This is a genomic window from Mesorhizobium sp. M8A.F.Ca.ET.161.01.1.1 (assembly GCF_004792105.1).
Taxonomy (GTDB): domain Bacteria; phylum Pseudomonadota; class Alphaproteobacteria; order Rhizobiales; family Rhizobiaceae; genus Mesorhizobium.
The window spans coordinates 187,111-205,198 of record NZ_SRTD01000007.1 but is presented as its reverse complement, the minus strand read 5'-3'; the positions used below and the strand labels follow the sequence as shown (position 1 = coordinate 205,198).

General features: G+C 62.2%; 14 protein-coding genes. 7 read left to right on the top strand and 7 right to left on the bottom strand.

The genetic code is table 11. From position 1 onward, the window contains the following. The first annotated feature begins 114 nt into the window (after positions 1-114). On the top strand, positions 115-786 hold the full coding sequence (locus EN804_RS19205; RefSeq protein WP_135920806.1) for a class I SAM-dependent methyltransferase: 672 nt from the start codon (positions 115-117) through the stop codon (positions 784-786). 38 nt (positions 787-824) lie between these two features. Here EN804_RS19205 and EN804_RS19200 read toward each other — a convergent pair whose 3' ends face one another. The 6 genes from EN804_RS19200 to EN804_RS19175 form a co-directional block, all read right to left on the bottom strand. Next, a complete protein-coding gene (locus EN804_RS19200; RefSeq protein WP_135920804.1) occupies positions 825-1,976 on the bottom strand; it encodes a glycosyltransferase family protein in 1,152 nt (383 codons plus the stop codon). Next, positions 1,973-3,217 carry a glycosyltransferase family 4 protein gene (locus EN804_RS19195; protein ID WP_135920795.1) on the bottom strand — a complete coding sequence of 415 codons (1,245 nt, stop codon included), beginning with the start codon at positions 3,215-3,217 and terminating at the stop codon, positions 1,973-1,975. The genes EN804_RS19200 and EN804_RS19195 overlap by 4 nt, the downstream gene beginning before the upstream one ends. 1 nt (position 3,218) lies before the next feature. Further along, on the bottom strand, positions 3,219-4,433 hold the full coding sequence (locus EN804_RS19190) for a glycosyltransferase family protein (protein WP_127870132.1): 1,215 nt from the start codon (positions 4,431-4,433) through the stop codon (positions 3,219-3,221). A 961-nt stretch (positions 4,434-5,394) separates the two neighbouring features. Continuing rightward, positions 5,395-6,342, bottom strand: a complete 948-nt coding sequence (locus tag EN804_RS19185) for an ATP-binding cassette domain-containing protein (protein WP_135920793.1) — start codon at positions 6,340-6,342, stop codon at positions 5,395-5,397. Then, positions 6,339-7,265, bottom strand: coding sequence for an ABC transporter ATP-binding protein (locus EN804_RS19180; RefSeq protein WP_245464376.1), 927 nt, complete (start codon positions 7,263-7,265; stop codon positions 6,339-6,341). Before EN804_RS19180 ends, EN804_RS19185 begins: the two co-directional genes overlap by 4 nt. 240 nt (positions 7,266-7,505) lie before the next feature. Then, positions 7,506-8,471 carry a LysR substrate-binding domain-containing protein gene (locus tag EN804_RS19175; protein ID WP_245464375.1) on the bottom strand — a complete coding sequence of 322 codons (966 nt, stop codon included), beginning with the start codon at positions 8,469-8,471 and terminating at the stop codon, positions 7,506-7,508. A 207-nt stretch (positions 8,472-8,678) separates the two neighbouring features. Here EN804_RS19175 and EN804_RS19170 point away from each other — a divergent pair, with 207 nt between their 5' ends. The 5 genes from EN804_RS19170 to EN804_RS19150 all read left to right on the top strand — a co-directional run bounded on the left by EN804_RS19170 (position 8,679) and on the right by EN804_RS19150 (position 15,086). Then, positions 8,679-10,517, top strand: a complete 1,839-nt coding sequence (locus EN804_RS19170; protein ID WP_246693453.1) for an ABC transporter substrate-binding protein — start codon at positions 8,679-8,681, stop codon at positions 10,515-10,517. A 71-nt stretch (positions 10,518-10,588) separates the two neighbouring features. Continuing rightward, positions 10,589-11,626, top strand: a complete 1,038-nt coding sequence (locus EN804_RS19165; RefSeq protein ID WP_246693452.1) for an ABC transporter permease — start codon at positions 10,589-10,591, stop codon at positions 11,624-11,626. Beyond that, positions 11,623-12,495 carry an ABC transporter permease gene (locus EN804_RS19160; RefSeq protein ID WP_056570727.1) on the top strand — a complete coding sequence of 291 codons (873 nt, stop codon included), beginning with the start codon at positions 11,623-11,625 and terminating at the stop codon, positions 12,493-12,495. Before EN804_RS19165 ends, EN804_RS19160 begins: the two co-directional genes overlap by 4 nt. Before the next feature lie 17 nt (positions 12,496-12,512). Beyond that, entirely contained in the window at positions 12,513-14,183 is a 1,671-nt protein-coding gene (locus EN804_RS19155; protein WP_135920790.1) for a serine hydrolase domain-containing protein, read from the top strand. 105 nt (positions 14,184-14,288) lie between these two features. After that, the gene (locus tag EN804_RS19150; protein WP_135867331.1) at positions 14,289-15,086 is read left to right on the top strand and encodes a M55 family metallopeptidase; all 798 of its coding nucleotides are present in this window, start codon (positions 14,289-14,291) and stop codon (positions 15,084-15,086) included. Between the two features lie 116 nt (positions 15,087-15,202). Here the strand turns inward: EN804_RS19150 and EN804_RS19145 are convergent, their stop codons facing one another. Continuing rightward, a complete protein-coding gene (locus EN804_RS19145; protein WP_135920788.1) occupies positions 15,203-16,462 on the bottom strand; it encodes an amino acid deaminase in 1,260 nt (419 codons plus the stop codon). A 152-nt stretch (positions 16,463-16,614) separates the two neighbouring features. Here EN804_RS19145 and EN804_RS19140 point away from each other — a divergent pair, with 152 nt between their 5' ends. Then, positions 16,615-18,084 carry a M81 family metallopeptidase gene (locus EN804_RS19140; protein WP_135920786.1) on the top strand — a complete coding sequence of 490 codons (1,470 nt, stop codon included), beginning with the start codon at positions 16,615-16,617 and terminating at the stop codon, positions 18,082-18,084. Positions 18,085-18,088 lie beyond the last annotated feature (4 nt).

Sequence of the window (18,088 nt, the reverse complement as noted above, 5' to 3'; positions counted from 1 at the left end):
CGGCAATTTCTTCGTCGCCAATGACAAGCTCGAAGCTGCAGTGCACGGAGGCAGTGCTGCGCTCAGCAAGATTGCGTTGTGTCGCCCGAAATCCCAACATACAAGGCGAATATGATGGATGTCACGCAACCGCGCAATGCCGGCATGGACTGGCACGAGCAAGCCTTCGACCTCACCCGAGGAATTGCGGCCTATGTCGATCGCCCTCTCGTGGCAGGGCTGGCGCGCGTCATCGCCAAGCACCCGAAGGCCGATATCGCCAACGCCTTCAACCACAAGCAGGTCGCCTGCAAGATGTGGGCGCTCGACGGGCTGTTCGAAAGCTGCGGCGGCCGGTTCGGGCGCATATGGGTTCTGGGTGGATGGTACGGCGTGTTGCCGGCGATGCTTTTCAACGACGCCCGTTTCGACATTGCGGCGATCGACAGCATCGACATCGATCCTGAAGTCGGGCCGGTCGCCCGGACCCTCAACCGGGAAGCCGGCGACCGCTTCCGGGCGCTGACGGAGGATATGTACGCACTCGACTATGCGGCCGGGCGGCCCGACCTGGTGGTCAACACGAGCTGCGAACACATAGCTGATCTGGGTGCTTGGCTTGCCCTGCTTCCGCGAGGCACGAACGTACTGCTGCAATCCAACGATTATTTCAGCGAGCCGACGCATATCAACTGCGTGGCTTCACTGGCAGCCTTCGAAGCAATGGCGGGGCTACGGGAGGTGCGGTTCTCCGGTGAACTGCCGACCAAAAAATATACGCGCTTCATGCTGATTGGAACTGTTTGACGCGCTTTTGCGCGAATCCAACCCAGGCGCGGCCCGCGTCAGGATTTCGGCGGCCAGGTTCGATACCGCTGACGCAGAATCTGCGCCGAGCGACGCGCGCCTTCCAGATCGAGACGGTGCGCGGCTGGCGTCGGCGCCCCAAACGCCTGTTCAATCGCTTGCGCCAGACCTTCAGGCGTCAGGTCCTTTTCGGTCAACACCGTTGCCAGACCGAGTTCTTCGAGCATCAGGGCGCGGACCGTCTGTTCGGTTTCCCCGCCGGCCGCAAATGGAACAAGCAGCGAGCGACAACCCGCGCGCAGCACATCGCAGACCGTGTTGTAACCCGCCTGCGAGACCGACAGACGGGCGCCGGTCAGCAGGCTGGCGAAATCCTCTCGGAACCGGAAGATGGACAGGCCAGGCGTGGCATCGCGTGCGATCGTGTCAAACTCGGCTTTCGGCAGGTTTGGGCCGGTGATCAAACACCATTTCCAACCGTTTTTGGCGTTCCGCGCCGCTGCGATGGTGGAGTGAACAAGGCTCTTTCCGGCAGCCCCGCCGCCAACCGACACCAGAATGTCGAAGCGCTCGGAGGCCGCGGGCGATGGCGGCGCCGCGACGAGCCCTGTGTAGGTGACCTCAGCCCTGATCGCGCCGGCCAGTGGAAATGTCTTGTCGATGGTCGCGAAAGCCGGGTCGCCGTGGACCATGACCAGGTCGAAATGCCTGTTGATGAGATCGACTGTTTCCTCGTTTCGGCCCGGCTTGACGCGCTCCTGGAGGATATCACGGACGGACGTCGCCAGCAGCGGTCTGGGCGACGTCGCGGCGATGGCCTCGATCAGCGGTAACAATTCGAAACGCATCTGCCGGCGTCCAAACGGAAACGCCTCGACAATGACGATATCAGGCCTGCAATCCCGGAATGCCCGCAGCAGCATTTCTGAACGCCGTTTCTTGAAAGCATCGTCGATGGGGGTGCCCTGCAAGTCGACAAGCCCGGAAAATCCCTCATCACCGGAGGTGGCAGGTGGCAGGGTTACGGACTTTACCCCCGGTCCCGGAAACCCGGAGACCGGCGCTCCGCCGGTCACGACGGTTACCTCAAACCCGTCATCGACCAGAGCCGCCGCGACGCGGCTGGTGCGTGCGAGATGGCCGATACCGAGCAGGTGCTGGACATAGAGGAACGCACGCAGCTGCTTCAACCGGCGGCCCGCCACTCGCGCTCGAACAGTTCCTTGAGCTGTCCAATGCTCGCCATATGATCGAAATTGCCGCGCACGCGCGCCTCCGCGGCGTCGCCGAGGCGGGCGCGCAGCACGGGATCACGGATCAGGCGCTCCAGCGCCTGTGCCAGGGCAATCGGGTTTTCTGTCGGAACCAGCAGCCCGGTTTCATCCGACGACAAGAGCTCCGGAACGCCGGAAATATCGGTGGACACGCAGGCAAGCCGCTGGCTGGCCGCCTCCACCAGAACATTAGGCAGACCGTCCCGGTCGCCATCCGCGGTGATCCTGCAGGCCAGGGCAAAGATGTCGGCGCGGCGGTAGTGCTCAAGCACCTCCTTCTGCGCCAGCGCACCTTTCCAGGAGATGCGACCATCCAGTCCGAGCCTTTTCGCCAGCGCCTTGAGCCGTTCCAGTTCCTCGCCGCCGCCGATATGCTCGAAACGCCAGTCCAGATCGCCAGGCAACAGGGCAAGGGCTCCCAGCAAGGTGTCGTAACCTTTCTTTGCGACGGCGCGCCCGACACTCAGAATGATGACCGGTCCGCCCTGGGCCGAGCCGTCATGTTGCTTTCGCGCCGCACTGAAACTGCCGAAGCGGTCAAGGTCGAGCCCATGATAGCTCAAATGCACGGACGAGTTGCCATTGGCGAGTTTTTTCAGGTGGTCGAAGCCGGTTTTCGTGCAAGTGACTGTCCAACGCGCCGAGGAAAGCTTGCCGGCCAGATCCCAGTCCGCCGAAGTCCAGATATCCTTGGCATGGGCCGAGCAGCTCCACGGCTGGCCACGAAGCTGGCTGGCATAGCGTGTCACCGATGCCGGCGTGTGCACGAAATGGGCATGCAACCACCCCGCGTCTTGCGGCCATTCTGCCGCCAGCACGAGCGCTTGCCCGAAGCGGCGTGCGCGATTGCGCGTAAAGTCGCGGGGGATATCGGCGGCCAGCGATCCGAGCGCGCGCCAGAAACCCGGCCGCGGCAAACAAGCAAACAGCGAGCGAAGCACGCGCAGCGGCTCGTCGTGCAGATATTCCGGCAGGTAGTGGACGGGCGCTTTGATCTCGTCATGCACGGGGTGGCGTTTTGCGTCGGTGGGCCGCCTGAGTGCGACGAGTATCAAGTCGAACCCCGCGCGTTCGAGGCCGAGCAGTTCCTGCGCGATAAAAGTTTCCGACAGCCGTGGATAGCCCTTCAGAACCACGACGATCTTGCGATGTTGCAAGTCAGATGGTTCCTTCAACAACCGAAAGGTGATGGCCGGCCCGCCGGTCCAGCAGTTCCGCGACAATCTCGGAAATATGCGGCAGCCCTTCCAGCGTCAGATGCGGATTACTCTGTGAGGGGCGGGACCGGTCCGGCAGCGCCACCAGTGCATCGGCAAACCGCTGGGAGTCCTTGGCTTCCTCCGGCAAAAGCATCTCGATGAGGCCGAGTTCGGCTGCGCGCCGAGCGCGGATCAGCTGTTCCTGGCGGGGCTCTATGCGCGGCACGATCAGCGCCGGCTTATCGAAAGACAGTATCTCGCAATAGGTGTTGTAACCACCCATCGCCACTACCGCCTTGGCGCCGGCAATCAGGTCTTCCATGCGATTGTCGAACTCGATGATCTTGATGTAGGGGATCTTGGACCCCTTCCTGAGCAGCTTGTTGCGCTTGCGCGCCGGCATGTAAGGCCCGAGCACGATCAGCGCCCTGTGCTGCAACTGCGGATCCTGATGATAGGCATCGATGACGTCGTGGATCAATTCGGCACCGTCGCCGCCGCCACCGGTGGTAACGAGGATATAGTCGCCCTCGGGCCGGTGGCCAGGCAACTCGTTCCGCTGCAGGCTCCGTTGCAGGAAGCCGACGAACCTCATCTTTGCCCTGACAGCCGGCGGCACATCCAAGCCGGTCAACGGATCGTAGAAATCCGGCGGGCCATAGGCCCAGACCTTGTCGTAGAACAGGCCTATCTTGCGCATCACATCCCTGCGCGCCCACTCTGCCTCGAGCAGGTGCGGCGCATCCATCACCTCGCGCAGGCCAAGCACCAGCGTGGTGCCCCGCGTCTTGAGGTAGGACAGCGTATCCTCAATCTCACCGCGCAGGCCGAGCGGTTCCTTGTCGACGATGAAGATATCCGGCCGGAAGGTCTCGGCCGTATGGCGGATGATCGACTGGCGCATCCTGAGCGTCTCATGCAGATCGATATCCTTTTCCAGCGAGGTGTATTCGCCGTTGCGCAACTTGATGACGCTGGGGATCTTCACGAAGTCGACACGGGCCCGGTAGTCGAAGGCGCCAGCGATGGTCGCACCCGAAATGATAAGCACCTGAAGTCCGCGGAAATCCTCGACCAGCGAATGCGCGATAGTCCGGCAGCGCTGCAAGTGGCCGAGCCCGAACGTGTCGTGGCTGTACATGAGAATTCGAGCGTTTTCTGCGTGCTGGGTCATTGTTGAACGTCTCTTAGAATTCTCGCCTTGAGGACCGTGAGCGGCGCGCCGGCTTCGAAAGCATCCTGGTTCTGAAAAATGAGGCCGCCATTTTCGATCTGTATTGCTTCCGTGGTGTGCCTGTCAGGCAGGCTTTCTGATTGCCTGAGTCCGAAACTTGTTGGATGACGAATATCGCCTCGGCGGGAGCGGGCCGAGACGCCCTGTTGGTGTCTGGATCGAAGGGGAACGTGGTATCCAAAAGATCGGCAGAAATCATCCCTCTTGATTCCAAAAAGTTCCGGTGTCTCCGAACTCCATTGATTTCGGAGCGGTGAAGGCGAATTATCCTGCCCATATAGCCAATTGATCGGTCGCCGGAAGTCGCACGGCCCATTTTGTTGTAGAACTCATTTCGCCCCATTGCTCTCGGTCTTGGGACCAAAGGTGCTGCCCATCAATCTCTTGACGGGCGGTCTGATTGAGATTCATCGACCTGAACTGAGCCATTTGTCGCCTAGGCTAGCTGGAATTTCAGCAAGAATCGAGTGGATGCCGTCGCTCACACCGCAGCGCCCGCGGGAGGGCGTGTGCAAGACCAGTTGCTTGTGGATCGCCCTGGCCTCCAATTCTCTCTTGGGCTGGCAGTTCGATGACCCGGCGCTGGCTACCCTCGATGACCGGGCCGTGATCCGCGCGTCTATGCGAACTTGGGCGCGAGGTGGGCGGCTGGCGTTGCGCCATAAACAAAAAATGCAGCTGGATCAACGGCTTGGATGTTCTGGAAACAATCGGCTGGGCATCATTCCAGTTTCGCGGTCCGCCTATGCCTGCCACTTTTAGGCTGTCTCGGAACCACACGGGCACGGAAAGATTTCCGATTTTGGCTCACGAAAACCTCAGTAAAATCAACATTCCGGATACATATACCGGCCCCAAGGCTGCCGGCTTTTTGCGCCAAGCACCGTCAACAGCGGTCCGATCAGGCCGTCTCGCGCACGAAATGGGTCGGCGAAACGGCATTCATGGGTAAACGGACCGGAACAAAATCAACGCCGCGTACCGCGCTGGGAATCTCATCCGACATCGGTTCGCGTCCAACCGGTCGTCGCGCCGGATCGGCGACGGGAACCGCCGAAAGCAGCTTGCGCGTATAAGGGTGTTGAGGATTGCCGAAGACCGATCGGCGGTCGCCGATCTCGACGATCTCGCCCAGGTACATGACGGCAACGCGATGCGCGATGCGCTCGACCACGGCCATGTCATGGCTGATGAACAGGATGGCGATGCCCATCTCGCGCTGCAGGTCCATCAACAGGTTGATGACCTGAGCCTGGATCGTGACGTCGAGCGAGGCGACCGCCTCATCGGCGATGAGGAGGCGGGGATCGAGCGCCAAAGCCCTGGCGATGCAGATGCGCTGCCGTTGACCGCCCGAGAAGGCATGAGGGTAGCGTTCGAGATGTTCCGGCGGCAGATGCACTTTTGCCAGCAGGGCCGCCGCCCGATTCAGCAGCTCACCGCCGCGCGCTATGCGGTGGACGCGCATCGGGTCGGTCAGGGCCTGCCCGATCGTCATCCGCGGATTGAGCGAGGAGAACGGGTCCTGGAAGACCATCTGCACCTCGCGCCGGAAGCTCGCAAGGGTTGCCCGCCCCGCGCCGATCATCTGCTTGCCGTCATAACGAATGGCGCCGGACAAGGGCTTGTCCAACTGCATGATGCTGCGCGCCACGGTCGACTTGCCGCAGCCCGATTCGCCCACCAACGCCAGGGTCTCACCCGGGAAAATATCGAAGGAAACGCCCTCCACCGCATGGACCCGGCCGGCTATGCCGCCGAAGATACCGCCCCGCAGGTCGAAACGCGTAACAAGCTCGCGGACCTCGACCAGCGGCTTTCTGTCCGTTGCGAGCGGTGCGACGCTCATGCCGAAACCTCCGGCTGCGAGACTTCGGCATTGTATATGACGAGCGGGAATTTCTCGGGCCCATCCTTGTCGGCCATGCTGCCCAGCCTCGGCACCGCCGAGATCAGCGCGCGCGTATAGCGGTGTCGGGGATCCACGAGAATCTGGTTCACCGAGCCCGATTCGACGATCTCGCCCTTCAGCATGACACAGACGCGATCGGCGATTTCCGCGACCACACCCATGTCATGGGTGATGAAAAGAACAGACATGCCGATCTCGCGCTGCAGTGCGCGGACAAGATCCAAAATCTGCGCCTGGATGGTGACATCGAGCGCGGTGGTCGGCTCATCGAGGATCATCAAGGAGGGGCGGCACGCCAGTGCAATGGCGATCATGACGCGCTGGCGCATGCCGCCGGACAACTGGTGCGGATATTGGTCGAGCCTGAGGGCGGCGTCGGGCACGCGCACGAGCTTGAGCACGTTCAGCGCGATGTCGCGCGCCTCGCGCGGCGACTTGCCCTGGTGTCTCGTGATCACCTCCGCAATCTGGTCGCCGACGGTGAACACCGGATTGAGGCTCGACATCGGGTCCTGGAACACGATCGAGAACTCAAAGCCGCGGAGCCCCTCCATGCGCTTTTCGGAAAGCCTTGTCAGGTCGGCTACGCCGCCGTCCTTGAGCCTCATCAGGATGCGGCCGCCCGTGATCCTGGCGCCATCATATTCGGTCAGGCGCATTACGGTCATGGCGGTGACCGATTTGCCCGAACCTGACTCGCCCACCAATGCCACCGTCTCGCCACGCTTGATCTGGAACGATACGCCCTGAACAGCCGGCACCACCTTTGTCCCCCTTGCCCCGAAGCAGACTTCAAGGTCCTCGACCGAGAGGATCACATCGTCGGGAAGGCTCGCTGTGGCGGCGGACTTGACGGTCAAAAAGGCACTCCAGGCGCAATGGTCGCGACACTCGGTATCGAACGCAGCGAGCATGTGGGCTGTCAATAGGGCCCATCACCCGGTCGCCTGGAAGCCATGCCTTGGAATGGCCCGGAATGCCTCGCCAGACGGCATCGGCCCTGCGATTGTCAGGCTTCCCGGCGCTCCACCCGAAGTTATGCAATCTATGCATCGCTCTGTCGGATTTCGCATTAACTCGCCAATGGACCCTCGATCCGCTCAGCGCATGGTCAGTGTCGGATCAACCAGGGTGCGTCCGCGCGCCTGCTCGGCGGTTCGCGAGAGATATTTCCACAGCGCTTCGCCGTCCCGGCTGCGCGAGCCCACACGGCGGAAAATCCTGATCTCGATCTCCAGGGACAGCTGTTGTCCGCCAATCTGGATGAGTTCGCCCTGGGCGATCGATTTGTGAACGCAGATCTGCGGCAGCCAGACCACGCCTTGCCCGGCGATCGCCATCTGCTTCAGGCCTTCGGCAAGCGAGGACTGGTAGACGATGCTGAGATTGAGAGGACGCCGCCAGCGCGACTGGATGAGCGAGATCAGCTTGCCGAGATAGCCGTCGCTCCAGGAATAGGCGAGGTAGGGAATCCTGGTGCCTTCCGGCACATCGACATCGAAGAGCGGCGCTCCCGTCTGGTCGACACCAGACACCAGAACGAGGCGATCCCTGCCGATTTGAAGCGATTCGAAGGGTCCGCCCTCGAGGACCGGCGGACCGTCAGGGTGATCGTAGGTGATGGCGAAGTCGCATTTGCCGGACGACAGGTGCTCAACGCATTCCAGGAAGTCGCCCGTGTGCATGCTGCTGCGGACCGGCGCATTTGGCATTTCGGGATGGCTGATCCACTTGGGAAAAAAATAGATAGCCAGCGTATGAAGCGCGGCGAAAGTGAGAAGCCGTGAGCTGGCGCCGGCGGCGTTGCGGCAGTCCGTGCGCAGGCGGTACATGTCGCGAAGCATTTCCTGGCAGCGCGGAACGAAAATGGCGCCCGCGCTGGTGAGGTGCACCGGATATGTGCTGCGGTCGATAAGTTCGGCGCCGACCCAAGCCTCCAGCGCCTTGATGCGCCGGCTGAAGGCCGGCTGCGAGATATTTCGGGACGCCGCGGCGGTCGAGAAATTCCGCGTCGCTGCGATCTCGAGGAAGTCTTCAAACCACGCCAGCTCCACAGTCGACCTCATGCATTATTCGCATAACCGATCCTATCTACGCATTGGACAGTGGCGCAAGCCTGCTCCTAGCTTTCGCACGCAACGATAAAAAGACCTCGAGTCAATTGTGGGAACATATTCATGAAAATGAAACGTGCCTTGGCATTAGCCTTCTGCATGGGCATAGGCGCTTTTGCGTCGTCCGCCGTTGCAGAAACCAAGAATCCCGGAACGTTTGTGTTTCTTTGGACTGACGATGTTCAGTCGTTCGATCCGGCCTACATTGCAAACACGCCGAGCTCCTACGGCGTGCTCAACGTCTACAGCCGCCTGTTGAACTACAACGGCTCCCAGATTTCCGAATTCGTGCCTTCATTGTCCTCGCAAGTGCCGAGCCTCGAAAACGGCCTGATCAAGCAGAACGCGGACGGTTCGGTCAGCTACACCTTCCCGATCCGGAAGGGCGTCCACGCCCACAAGGTCGGCGTCAAGGGCGACGACGGCAAGATCACCTGGCAGTACTATGACGGGCTGACTGACGAGCAGAAGGCCAAGATCGAGCCCGGCTATGGCGAGATCACGGCCGAAGACGTGCGTTACTCGCTGCTGCGCGCCATCCTGATGGGCCAGTCATGGATGTCCAACGCCATCACCGAGGTGGTGACGGCGAGCAAATACACCGACGTCGCCAAATGGGTCGAAGCCGAAGGCAAGGTATCGGACATCAAGGATGCCAGCCCCGAAGCGCTACGCAAGGTCTATGACGAACTCGCGTCGCAGATCACCGTCGAGGGTGACAATGTCACGCTGAAGCTGCCAAAATCCTTCCCCGCCACGCTTGGCGTTCTGGCGCTGCCGTTCGGTGCTTCGATCGTCGACAAGGAATGGGTCGCCTCGGTCGGCGGGTGGGATGGCAACGGGGACAACTGGAAGAAGTACTACCGTCCCGAACTCGGCGACGATCCGCTGTTCGCCCAGGAGAACGGGACCGGTCCGTTCATGCTCGACGAATGGGATCGCACCGATCGCCGCATCACGCTGAAGCGTTTCGACAATTACTTCATGGGCAAGGCCTCGCTCGAGCGCGTGGTCATGCGCACGGTTCCGGAATGGACCACGCGTCGCCTGCAGTTGCTGTCCGGCGATGCCGACTTCGTGACGACGCCCGTCGAGTTCCTGGACGAGCTCGCCAAGACGGATGGTGTCAAGGTCATCGACGGCCTGCCCAAGGTGTTCAGCCGTGGCCTCTATTTCGCGTGGCCGCTGGATGATGCCGACAACCCCGCCATCGGCAGCGGCAAGCTGGACGGCAACGGCATCCCGCCGGACTTCTTCTCCGACATCGATGTCCGCCAGGGCTTCAACTACTCGCAAAATTACGATGCGCTGATAAAGCAGGCCCTGCTCGGCAAGACCGTGCAGGCGCGCGGCCCGACCGTGCGCGGCATCATGGGCTACCGCGCCGACTCGCCGATCTACAGTTACGATCCGAAAAAGGCCGCGGAGCACTTCAAGAAGGCCTTCGGCGGCAAGCTGTGGGATACCGGATTCACCTTCACGGCCTATGTGCAGGAAGGAACGCCGCAAGGCACGGCGGCACTTTCCGCGCTCCAGCAGGGACTGCAGCGGATCAATCCGAAGTTCAAGATGAAAATCCAGTCGCTGCCCTGGGCCTCGATCTCGGACAAGCTCAACAACCGTGAAAAGCCTGCCTCGCCGCTCACCTACATGGGCTGGGGACCGGACTATTCCGACCCGGGTGGTCCGCTGGGTGCCGCGACCTACTATCTGTCCCCGACCGGTCTTGTCGGCGGCATGCTCGGCCAAGGCTACCGCGACCTGATGGCGGAGAAGTTCAAGCCGCTTCTCGACCAGGCCTGGGCCTCGAGCGATCCCGCCGTGCGCGAGCCGATCTATGCCAAGCTGCAGGACATGTCCTACGACTATGCCACCACGCAGTTCCTCTGGGAGGACTTCGGGTACATCGTCACCCGCAGCAACATCGACGGCTACGTGCACAACATGATCCTCTACGGCGCCTGGGATTTCTATCCCGTCACCAAGAAGGCCGATTAAAGAGCTTCGGGTTTCACCGGGTGCCATCGTCGCCCGGTGAAACGGCTATTCCTCATGGTGCGGATGCTGATGTGCTGAACTACGCTTTGCGGCGGCTCCTGATGTTGCCCGTCGTTCTCTTCGCCCTGTCGCTGATGCTTTTCGCGCTGCAGATGTCGCTGTCGCCGACCCAGCGCCTGGCGGCGTACGCGCCGTCCCCGGACTTCCTCAAGGGCGGCCAGGACAGCATTCGCAGGATGATCGAGCAGTATGGGCTGAACGATCCCTTCTACATTCAATACGGACGCTGGATCGGCAACATCCTGACGGGCAATCTGGGCTGGTCCGAGACCGCGCGCCAGCCTGTTGCCCACGCGCTGGCTTCCCTGCTGCCCGCGACGCTGGAACTGGTCCTGCTGGCGTTCATTCCTGGCTTTCTGCTCGCCATCTACCTGGGTTCGCGGGCCGGCATCCATCTCAACCGTTGGCCGGACCATGTGATCCGCATCTTCACCATCCTGGGCTGGTCATTCCCGGTCTATGTCTTCGGACTGCTGATGCTGCTGATCTTCTACTCCGCGCTTGACTGGTTCCCGCCCGGGCGCCTCAGCCAGTGGGCCCAGGCCGCCGTCACCTCGCCCGGCTTCACCCGCTACACCGGCGCGAACACGATCGACGCGCTGCTCAACGGCAATCTGGCCATTTTCTGGGATACGCTCAGGCATCTCGCTGCCCCCGTCATCACCCTGACCTACGTCAATCTTGCCAACATGACGCGTGTCATGCGCACGTCGATGCTGGAAACGCTGCGCCAGGACTATGTCCGCACGGCACGCGCGAAGGGCATGTCCCGGCGCGTGGTGGAACTGCATCATGCCAGGCGCAACGCGTTGCTTCCGGTCACGACGATCGCCGGAATGGAGCTGGCCGCCATGATGGGTGGCGTCGTCATCACCGAAACCATCTTCGACTATGCCGGCCTCGGCCAGTTCGCGGCCAAGACTGCCGCCAATCTGGATTTTCCGGCGGTGCTGGGCTTCGGCCTCTACTTCGCGGTCGTTCTCGTGGTGCTGAACCTGGCCGTCGACCTGATCTATCCGCTGCTCGATCCGAGGGTGAAGAGGCGATGAGAGCCCTTGGCTATCTGAAGCGTAACCCGATCTCGCTGGTTGGTGTGCTGCTGTTGCTGGCATTCGTGCTGATCGCGATTTTCGCGCCTGTGCTCGCACCGCCGCAGGAATTCCAGATGTCGGTCTACGACACGCCGAGAGCGGGCTTCCTGGCAACGCCGCAACCGCCGTCGCCCGAGGCCATCTTCGGAACCACCGAAGGCCAGTACGACATCTACTACGCCGTGATCTGGGGCACCCGCACGGCCTTCAAGATCGGCCTCGGCGTCGTCGCCATCTCGGTGCTGATCGGCACGATCATCGGATCGCTCGCGGCCTTTTACGGCGGCATCGTGGACGAAGTGCTGATGCGTATCGTCGACGTCTTCATGGCGGTTCCCTTCCTCATCGCCGCCATGGTGCTGACTGCCCTGCTCGGCAAGGGGCTCGGGCCGATAACCGTCGCGCTGACGACGTTCGGATGGATGGGTTACGCGCGTGTGGTGCGCAGTGAAATCCTGCGGATCCGCGAGATGGATTTCGTCAATGCGGCGAGAAGCTACGGCGCCGGCGATTTCCGGCTGATCGTGTTCCACATCCTGCCCAACGCGTTCTTCCCCGTGCTGGTTCTGGCTACCATGGCCACGGGTTCGATGGTGCTCACCGCGTCCGCCCTGAGCTTCCTCGGAGTGGGCACGGAGGAAGGCTACGCCGACTGGGGGCAGTTCATCGCCTATGCGCGCAACTGGATCGTCGGCCAGCCCGGCAACCCGTTCCAGTACTGGTACACGCTTGCCTTCCCGGGAGCCGCGATCTTCCTGTTCGTGCTGGCGTGGAACCTCGTCGGCGACGCTTTGCGCGACATTCTCGATCCCCGCCATACAAATTGAAATCAGGGAGTATCCTCGTGTCTTCGCTTTCCCCCCACGCCATCGAGCTTCTTGAAGACCTTATCCGCCACGAGGTGGAGGACAAGGCGATCCCGTCGATCTCCTATGCCCTGATCGACCGGGACGGCCTCATGGCGCACGGCCACATACAGCGGCACGATCGCCATTTCGACATGAAGGACGACACCTGTTTCCGCATCGGCTCGATCACAAAGACCTTCACGTCGGTTGCCATCATGCAACTCGTGGAGAAGGGGCTGGTCGACCTTGATGTCGATGTCTCGGAGTATCTGCCCGGTTTTCACCCGGTCAATCCGTTCGCCGGGCGTGAAAGCGGACCCCACGGCTCGCAGATCAGCCTGGCCAAGCTCATGAGCCACACCGCCGGGATCGTGCGCGAACCCAAGAGCGGACACTATCTGGATTCACTCAAGCCGCCGCTGGCCGACACCGTCGCCGAGCTTGCCACATCCACGCTGAAGCAGGATCCCAGCGCCGGCATCATGCATTATTCCAATGCCGGCATCGCCGTGGTCGGCATGGTGATCGAGCGGGTGACGCGAAAGAGCTACGCCGACTACATCACCGAGAATATTCTGAAGCCGCTGGGCATGAACGACACGTCGTCAGGCATGGCCCCCGGCATCCGTGAAAGGCTGGCGCCGGCCGACATGTGGACGTTGGACGGGGATAGCCCCGCGCCGGTGTTCAACCTGGGCGGATCGCCCGCAGGCAACATATTCTCCACCACTTCCGATATGGCCAACTATACGCGGTGCCTGCTGCGGGGCGGCTTCGCGCCCAACGGCGATGCCATCGTCAGCCCCGCATCGCTGCGCAAGATGTGGACCCCGATCGGCAAGCGCCCCGAAGGCCACAACAAGGACCTCAACGGGTATGGGCTGTGCTTCGGCGTCGGCGACATGGACGGGTGGACCTCCGTCGGCCATGGCGGCGCGGTTTATGGCTATGCGTCGCAGATGATGCTCCTGCCGAGGGCCGGCTTCGGCGTCCTGATCTTCGCCACGCTTGATTTCGCCAATCAGATAGCCTCCCGGCTGGCGGGCGATGGCTTGCGCATCGCCCTCGCAGATTGCGGCATGGGACGCATGCCGCTTCGCGGCCAGGCCCCGCCGCCCATCACCGAAGACCAGTTCGCAAGCCTGCCCGGCCTCTATCGTCACGAGGCGGGCGGCGAGGTCGTCGAGGTGAAGAACAAGGACGGCAAGCTCTACCTGATGGGGGAGGGCGTGCCGCTGCAGATCCGCCCGGTCTCGGGCAATGACTTCGTCATCGACGGACGCATCTACGGTCGCGGCGCCGACTATGCGCACATGAATCTCTCCTTCTCGAAGGCCAACCAGCTAGACTGGAAAGGGGCGACCTGGTCACGTGTCGATAGTCTGCCGGTCGAGAAGGTGCCGCCGGAGATCGCGCCGCACCTGGGCGAATACGGGCCGGACTTCAACATCACCTATCTGACCTACAGCCATGGCCAGCTGAAATGCCTGATCGAGTATTTCTGCACCCATAGCTGCGAGCCGGTGGATGCGGGCCGGTTCCGCATGCACGGGCTGCTCTACGAGGAGGAGATTCTCGAGCTGGGTGCCATCGACGACAATGGACGCCGCGGCATCCGCGTCGGCCCCATGTTTCTGGAGCGCCGGCAGGCCGAAATGGCGGCCTAAGACGCCCGGGCAGCCATCGCCGCGCGGGCCGCGTCAACCGCACGGGCCCGGACGCCATTCAAGCCGCGTGCGCGGCGACTTTCTCTGAAATCGAAAGGCAAGCACATGAAAGTCTTTATCAGCGCCGACATCGAAGGCACGGCCGGCATCACCAATTGGGACGAGGCGCGCAAGGGCAATCCCGACTATGCCGAGTTCCGGGAATATATGACCGACGAACTGGTCGCGGCCTGCGAAGGCGCCAAGGCGGCGGGCGCGACCGAAATCGTCGTCAAGGACGCCCATTCGACGGCGCGCAACCTGATCCTGTCCAAGCTTCCAGCCTATGTCCGCATCGTGCGCGGCTGGAGCGGCCATCCGGATGCGATGATGTTCGGCATCGATGACACCTTCGATGCCGCTCTCTATACCGGCTACCACAACAAGGCCGGCACCGACACGAACCCGCTGGCGCACACGCTGACCGGCACCGTTTCCAGGATGCTGATCAACGGGGAAGTGGCATCCGAATATACGCTGAACGCGCACTGCGCCGCCCGTTACGGCGTGCCGTCCGTCTTTCTGTCTGGCGATGCCGGCATGTGCGGCGAGGCGAAGGCGCTGGTGCCCGAGATATCAACCGTTGCCACCAGCGAGGGGTTCGGGCCGGCCACGTCTTCGCTCTCGCCTCAAGGCGCCGTGAAGGCCATCCGCGAGACGGTGGAAGCCTCGCTTTCGCGCGATCTGTCGAAATGCCTGCCGAAGCTGGCCGACCGGTTCGAGCTCATCGTCGAATACACCACCCCGATCGAAGCCTACAGGGGAAGCTGGTATCCGGGGATAGAGCATCCCGCCCCGCGCACGCTTCGTTTCGAGGCGGACAATTTCTTCGACATTCAGCGCGCGATACGGTTTGTCGTCTGACCATTGAGCGAAACAGGCGCGGCCCGTCCGATCCATGGCGGGCCGCCGCCGACAAATACTTGCCCCCGACAGAGCCATCGCAATCGCGCTGCGACCGTTCTGCGTCGGTGGGTTGGTCAGAAATAGGTCTTCAGCGCGCCGACGATGTCATACTCGTCGTTGACCAGAAACAGAATCTGCCATTTGTCGAAGGTTGTGCAGGGATGCGATACGCCGAGCCCGATGCGATCCCCGACCTTGACCGAAACCGTCTCCGGGACGCGCATGTAGGCGTGCTGGTCGTTGCTGGCGAAAATCTCGCAGCCCGTCAGCGTTTCCGGCAAACCGCCGTCGCGCGACATGAGCAGCGGCACCGGCAATCCGGAGTCGGTTCCAAAGTCTCGTTTGCCGGCGGTCAGGATGGCCAGCCCCGGTTCAGGGCAGGACTGGACATGGGTCCAGACTTCCAGCGCGTTGACCAGACCTTCGTTCTCGCCGGTCGCGGCGAGGATGCGCTTCTGCTCTGCCTGGTAGATGCCGCTGTCATGGCTGACATAGCAGCCGCTGCGCGTCATCACCTGCGCGCCGCTGCCGGCGAGGCGATCGAGGACGATGTCGTAGAACGACGAACCGCCGGCCGTCACGATCGGTGGCGCGCGCTCGAACAGGTTTTCGCCGGCGCATGCTTCGTAGAGCGCGCCGATCTCGTCGACGAAATCCGCGACTGCCTGTGCCGGGCCACCGTCCTTCGGCTTGATCAATCCCTCGAAAGCCTCGACGCCGCAGAGCCGCAGTTGCGGCGCGGCATGCGCGGCACGCGCCACCTCGAGCGCCGCATCGTTGTCGCGGCAACCGGTGCGGCCGCCCGGATAGCCGCGCTCGACCAGCACCTGGATCGGCCGCGAGGCCGTTCCGGAGCGGTCGACCGCCTCGCTCGCCAGCCGCACGGCATCGAGGCTGTCGATCAGCATGTAGAAGTCGAGGCCGGGCGAAGCGTTCAACTCGGCGACCAGGGCGTCCAGTTCCAACCGTCCGACAAGCTGGTTGGCGAGCACGATGCGATCGATGCCGAACCGACGGCAAACCTTCATCTGGTGCAGCGTGGCGACGGTCACGCCCCAGGCGCCGTCGCGCAATTGCCTCTGCATGATCTGAGGGCACATCGTCGTCTTGACATGCGGCGCGATGACCGCGTTGCGCTTGGCGAGGAAACGTTGCATCCATCGCGAATTGTGGTCGAGCGCGGACTCCCTGATGACCGCTGCCGGCAGCGGCACATCTCCGCGCAGGAGGTTCCAGCCCATCGAACCGACATCATGAAGACGGACCGCAACGCCTGGCGGAATGGCCTTGGTGGTTTCGTCCAGCACCAGATCGTCGAGCGGGTGAAGATGCATGTGAATTTCCGATTCTGTGCCACCCGCCGGATGCCGCGTGAACGCGGTCTGGCGCAGCTCTTTACATGGTCCAGGTGCTTGCGGAAATCATATAATAGTTTGATGATGAGAAAAGATTTTTCTTAAACGAAAATTGGGTTGAGGACGAAAGAATGCGCATTTTCATAGCGGGCATGGACACCGAGACCAACACGTTCGCGCCCATCCCGACCGGCTACCACAGTTTCGAGGAAATGGGCATTGCGCGGGGCGACGCCACCTCGAAGGCATTGAACGAGCCGTCCTGCCAGCTGTTCGTGTGGCGTCAGCGCGGCGAGGCCGACGGCCACGAGATCGTGGAAAGCCTGTGCGTCTGCGCCGAGCCCGGAGGCATAACCATCCGCAATGTCTACGAGCAGTTCCGCGACGAGATCCTCGACGAGCTCAAGGCCGCCATGCCGGTCGACTGCGTGCTTCTGGCGCTGCATGGCGCTTTCGTCGCGGAAGGCTATGACGATACCGAGGGTGACCTTCTCGCGCATGTCAGGGCTGTCGTCGGGCCCGACATCCCGATCGGGGCAGAGCTCGATCTGCACTGCCACACAACCCAGAAGATGGTCGACAACGCCACAGCTATCGTGGCCTACAAGGAATATCCGCACACCGATATCATGGACCGTGCCGGCGAGATCTACCGCATTGTCGTCGACACGGTGGAGGGCAAGGTCAGGCCGGTGATGGCGCTTTACGACTGCCGCATGATCAGCACCTTCCGCGTGCAGGAGCAGCCGATGCGCGGCTTCGTCGATGGCATGATCGCCGCCGAGGCCGAACCTGGCATACTATCAGTCTCGCTCGGACATGGTTTTCCGCATGGCGACGTCGAGGATGTCGGAGCCCGCATGCTGGTCGTCACCAACGATGACAAGTCGCTTGCCGAGCGCACAGCCGAAAGGTTCGGCAAGCAGCTTTTCGCATTGCGCAACGACCTGATCCCGAAATTCCTCGGCATCGACGAGGCGCTCGATATCGCGCTCGCCGAGCCGCAAGGGCCGATCGTCATCGCGGATGTTTCGGACAATGCCGGCGGCGGCGCGCCGGGGGACTCCACCTACATCCTGCGCCGGCTGATAGAGCGCGGCATCGGGAACGTGGCCAGCGCCATGTACTGGGACCCGATCGCCTATCGCTTCTGCGTCGAGGCCGGGGTCGGCGGTACCATAAACCTGCGGGTCGGCGGCAAGTGCGGCGTGTTCTCGGGCATGCCTGTCGATCTGCGCGTCACGGTAAAAGGCCTCGGTCGCGAGCTGACGCAGCTGTTCGGCACCATGCCGTGGCCGCTCGGGGATGCGGCATGGGTTACCACCGACGGCGGCATCGACCTGATCATCAACACGGTACGCACGCAGGTCTTCCATCCCGACTGCATGACCGCGCTCGGTCTCGATCCAAGCGAGCGGCGCATCGTCATCGTCAAATCCAATTACCATTTCCAGGCTGGTTTCGCACCGATCGCCAAGCGCATCCTGTTCTGCGCGCCGCCCGGTGCGACCCAGCCCAACTTCGCCGCGATCCCCTACACGAAGCTCAAGACGCCCTATTGGCCGAAAGTGGAAGACCCATTCGCGGCCGACGCGGCTTAGAGCG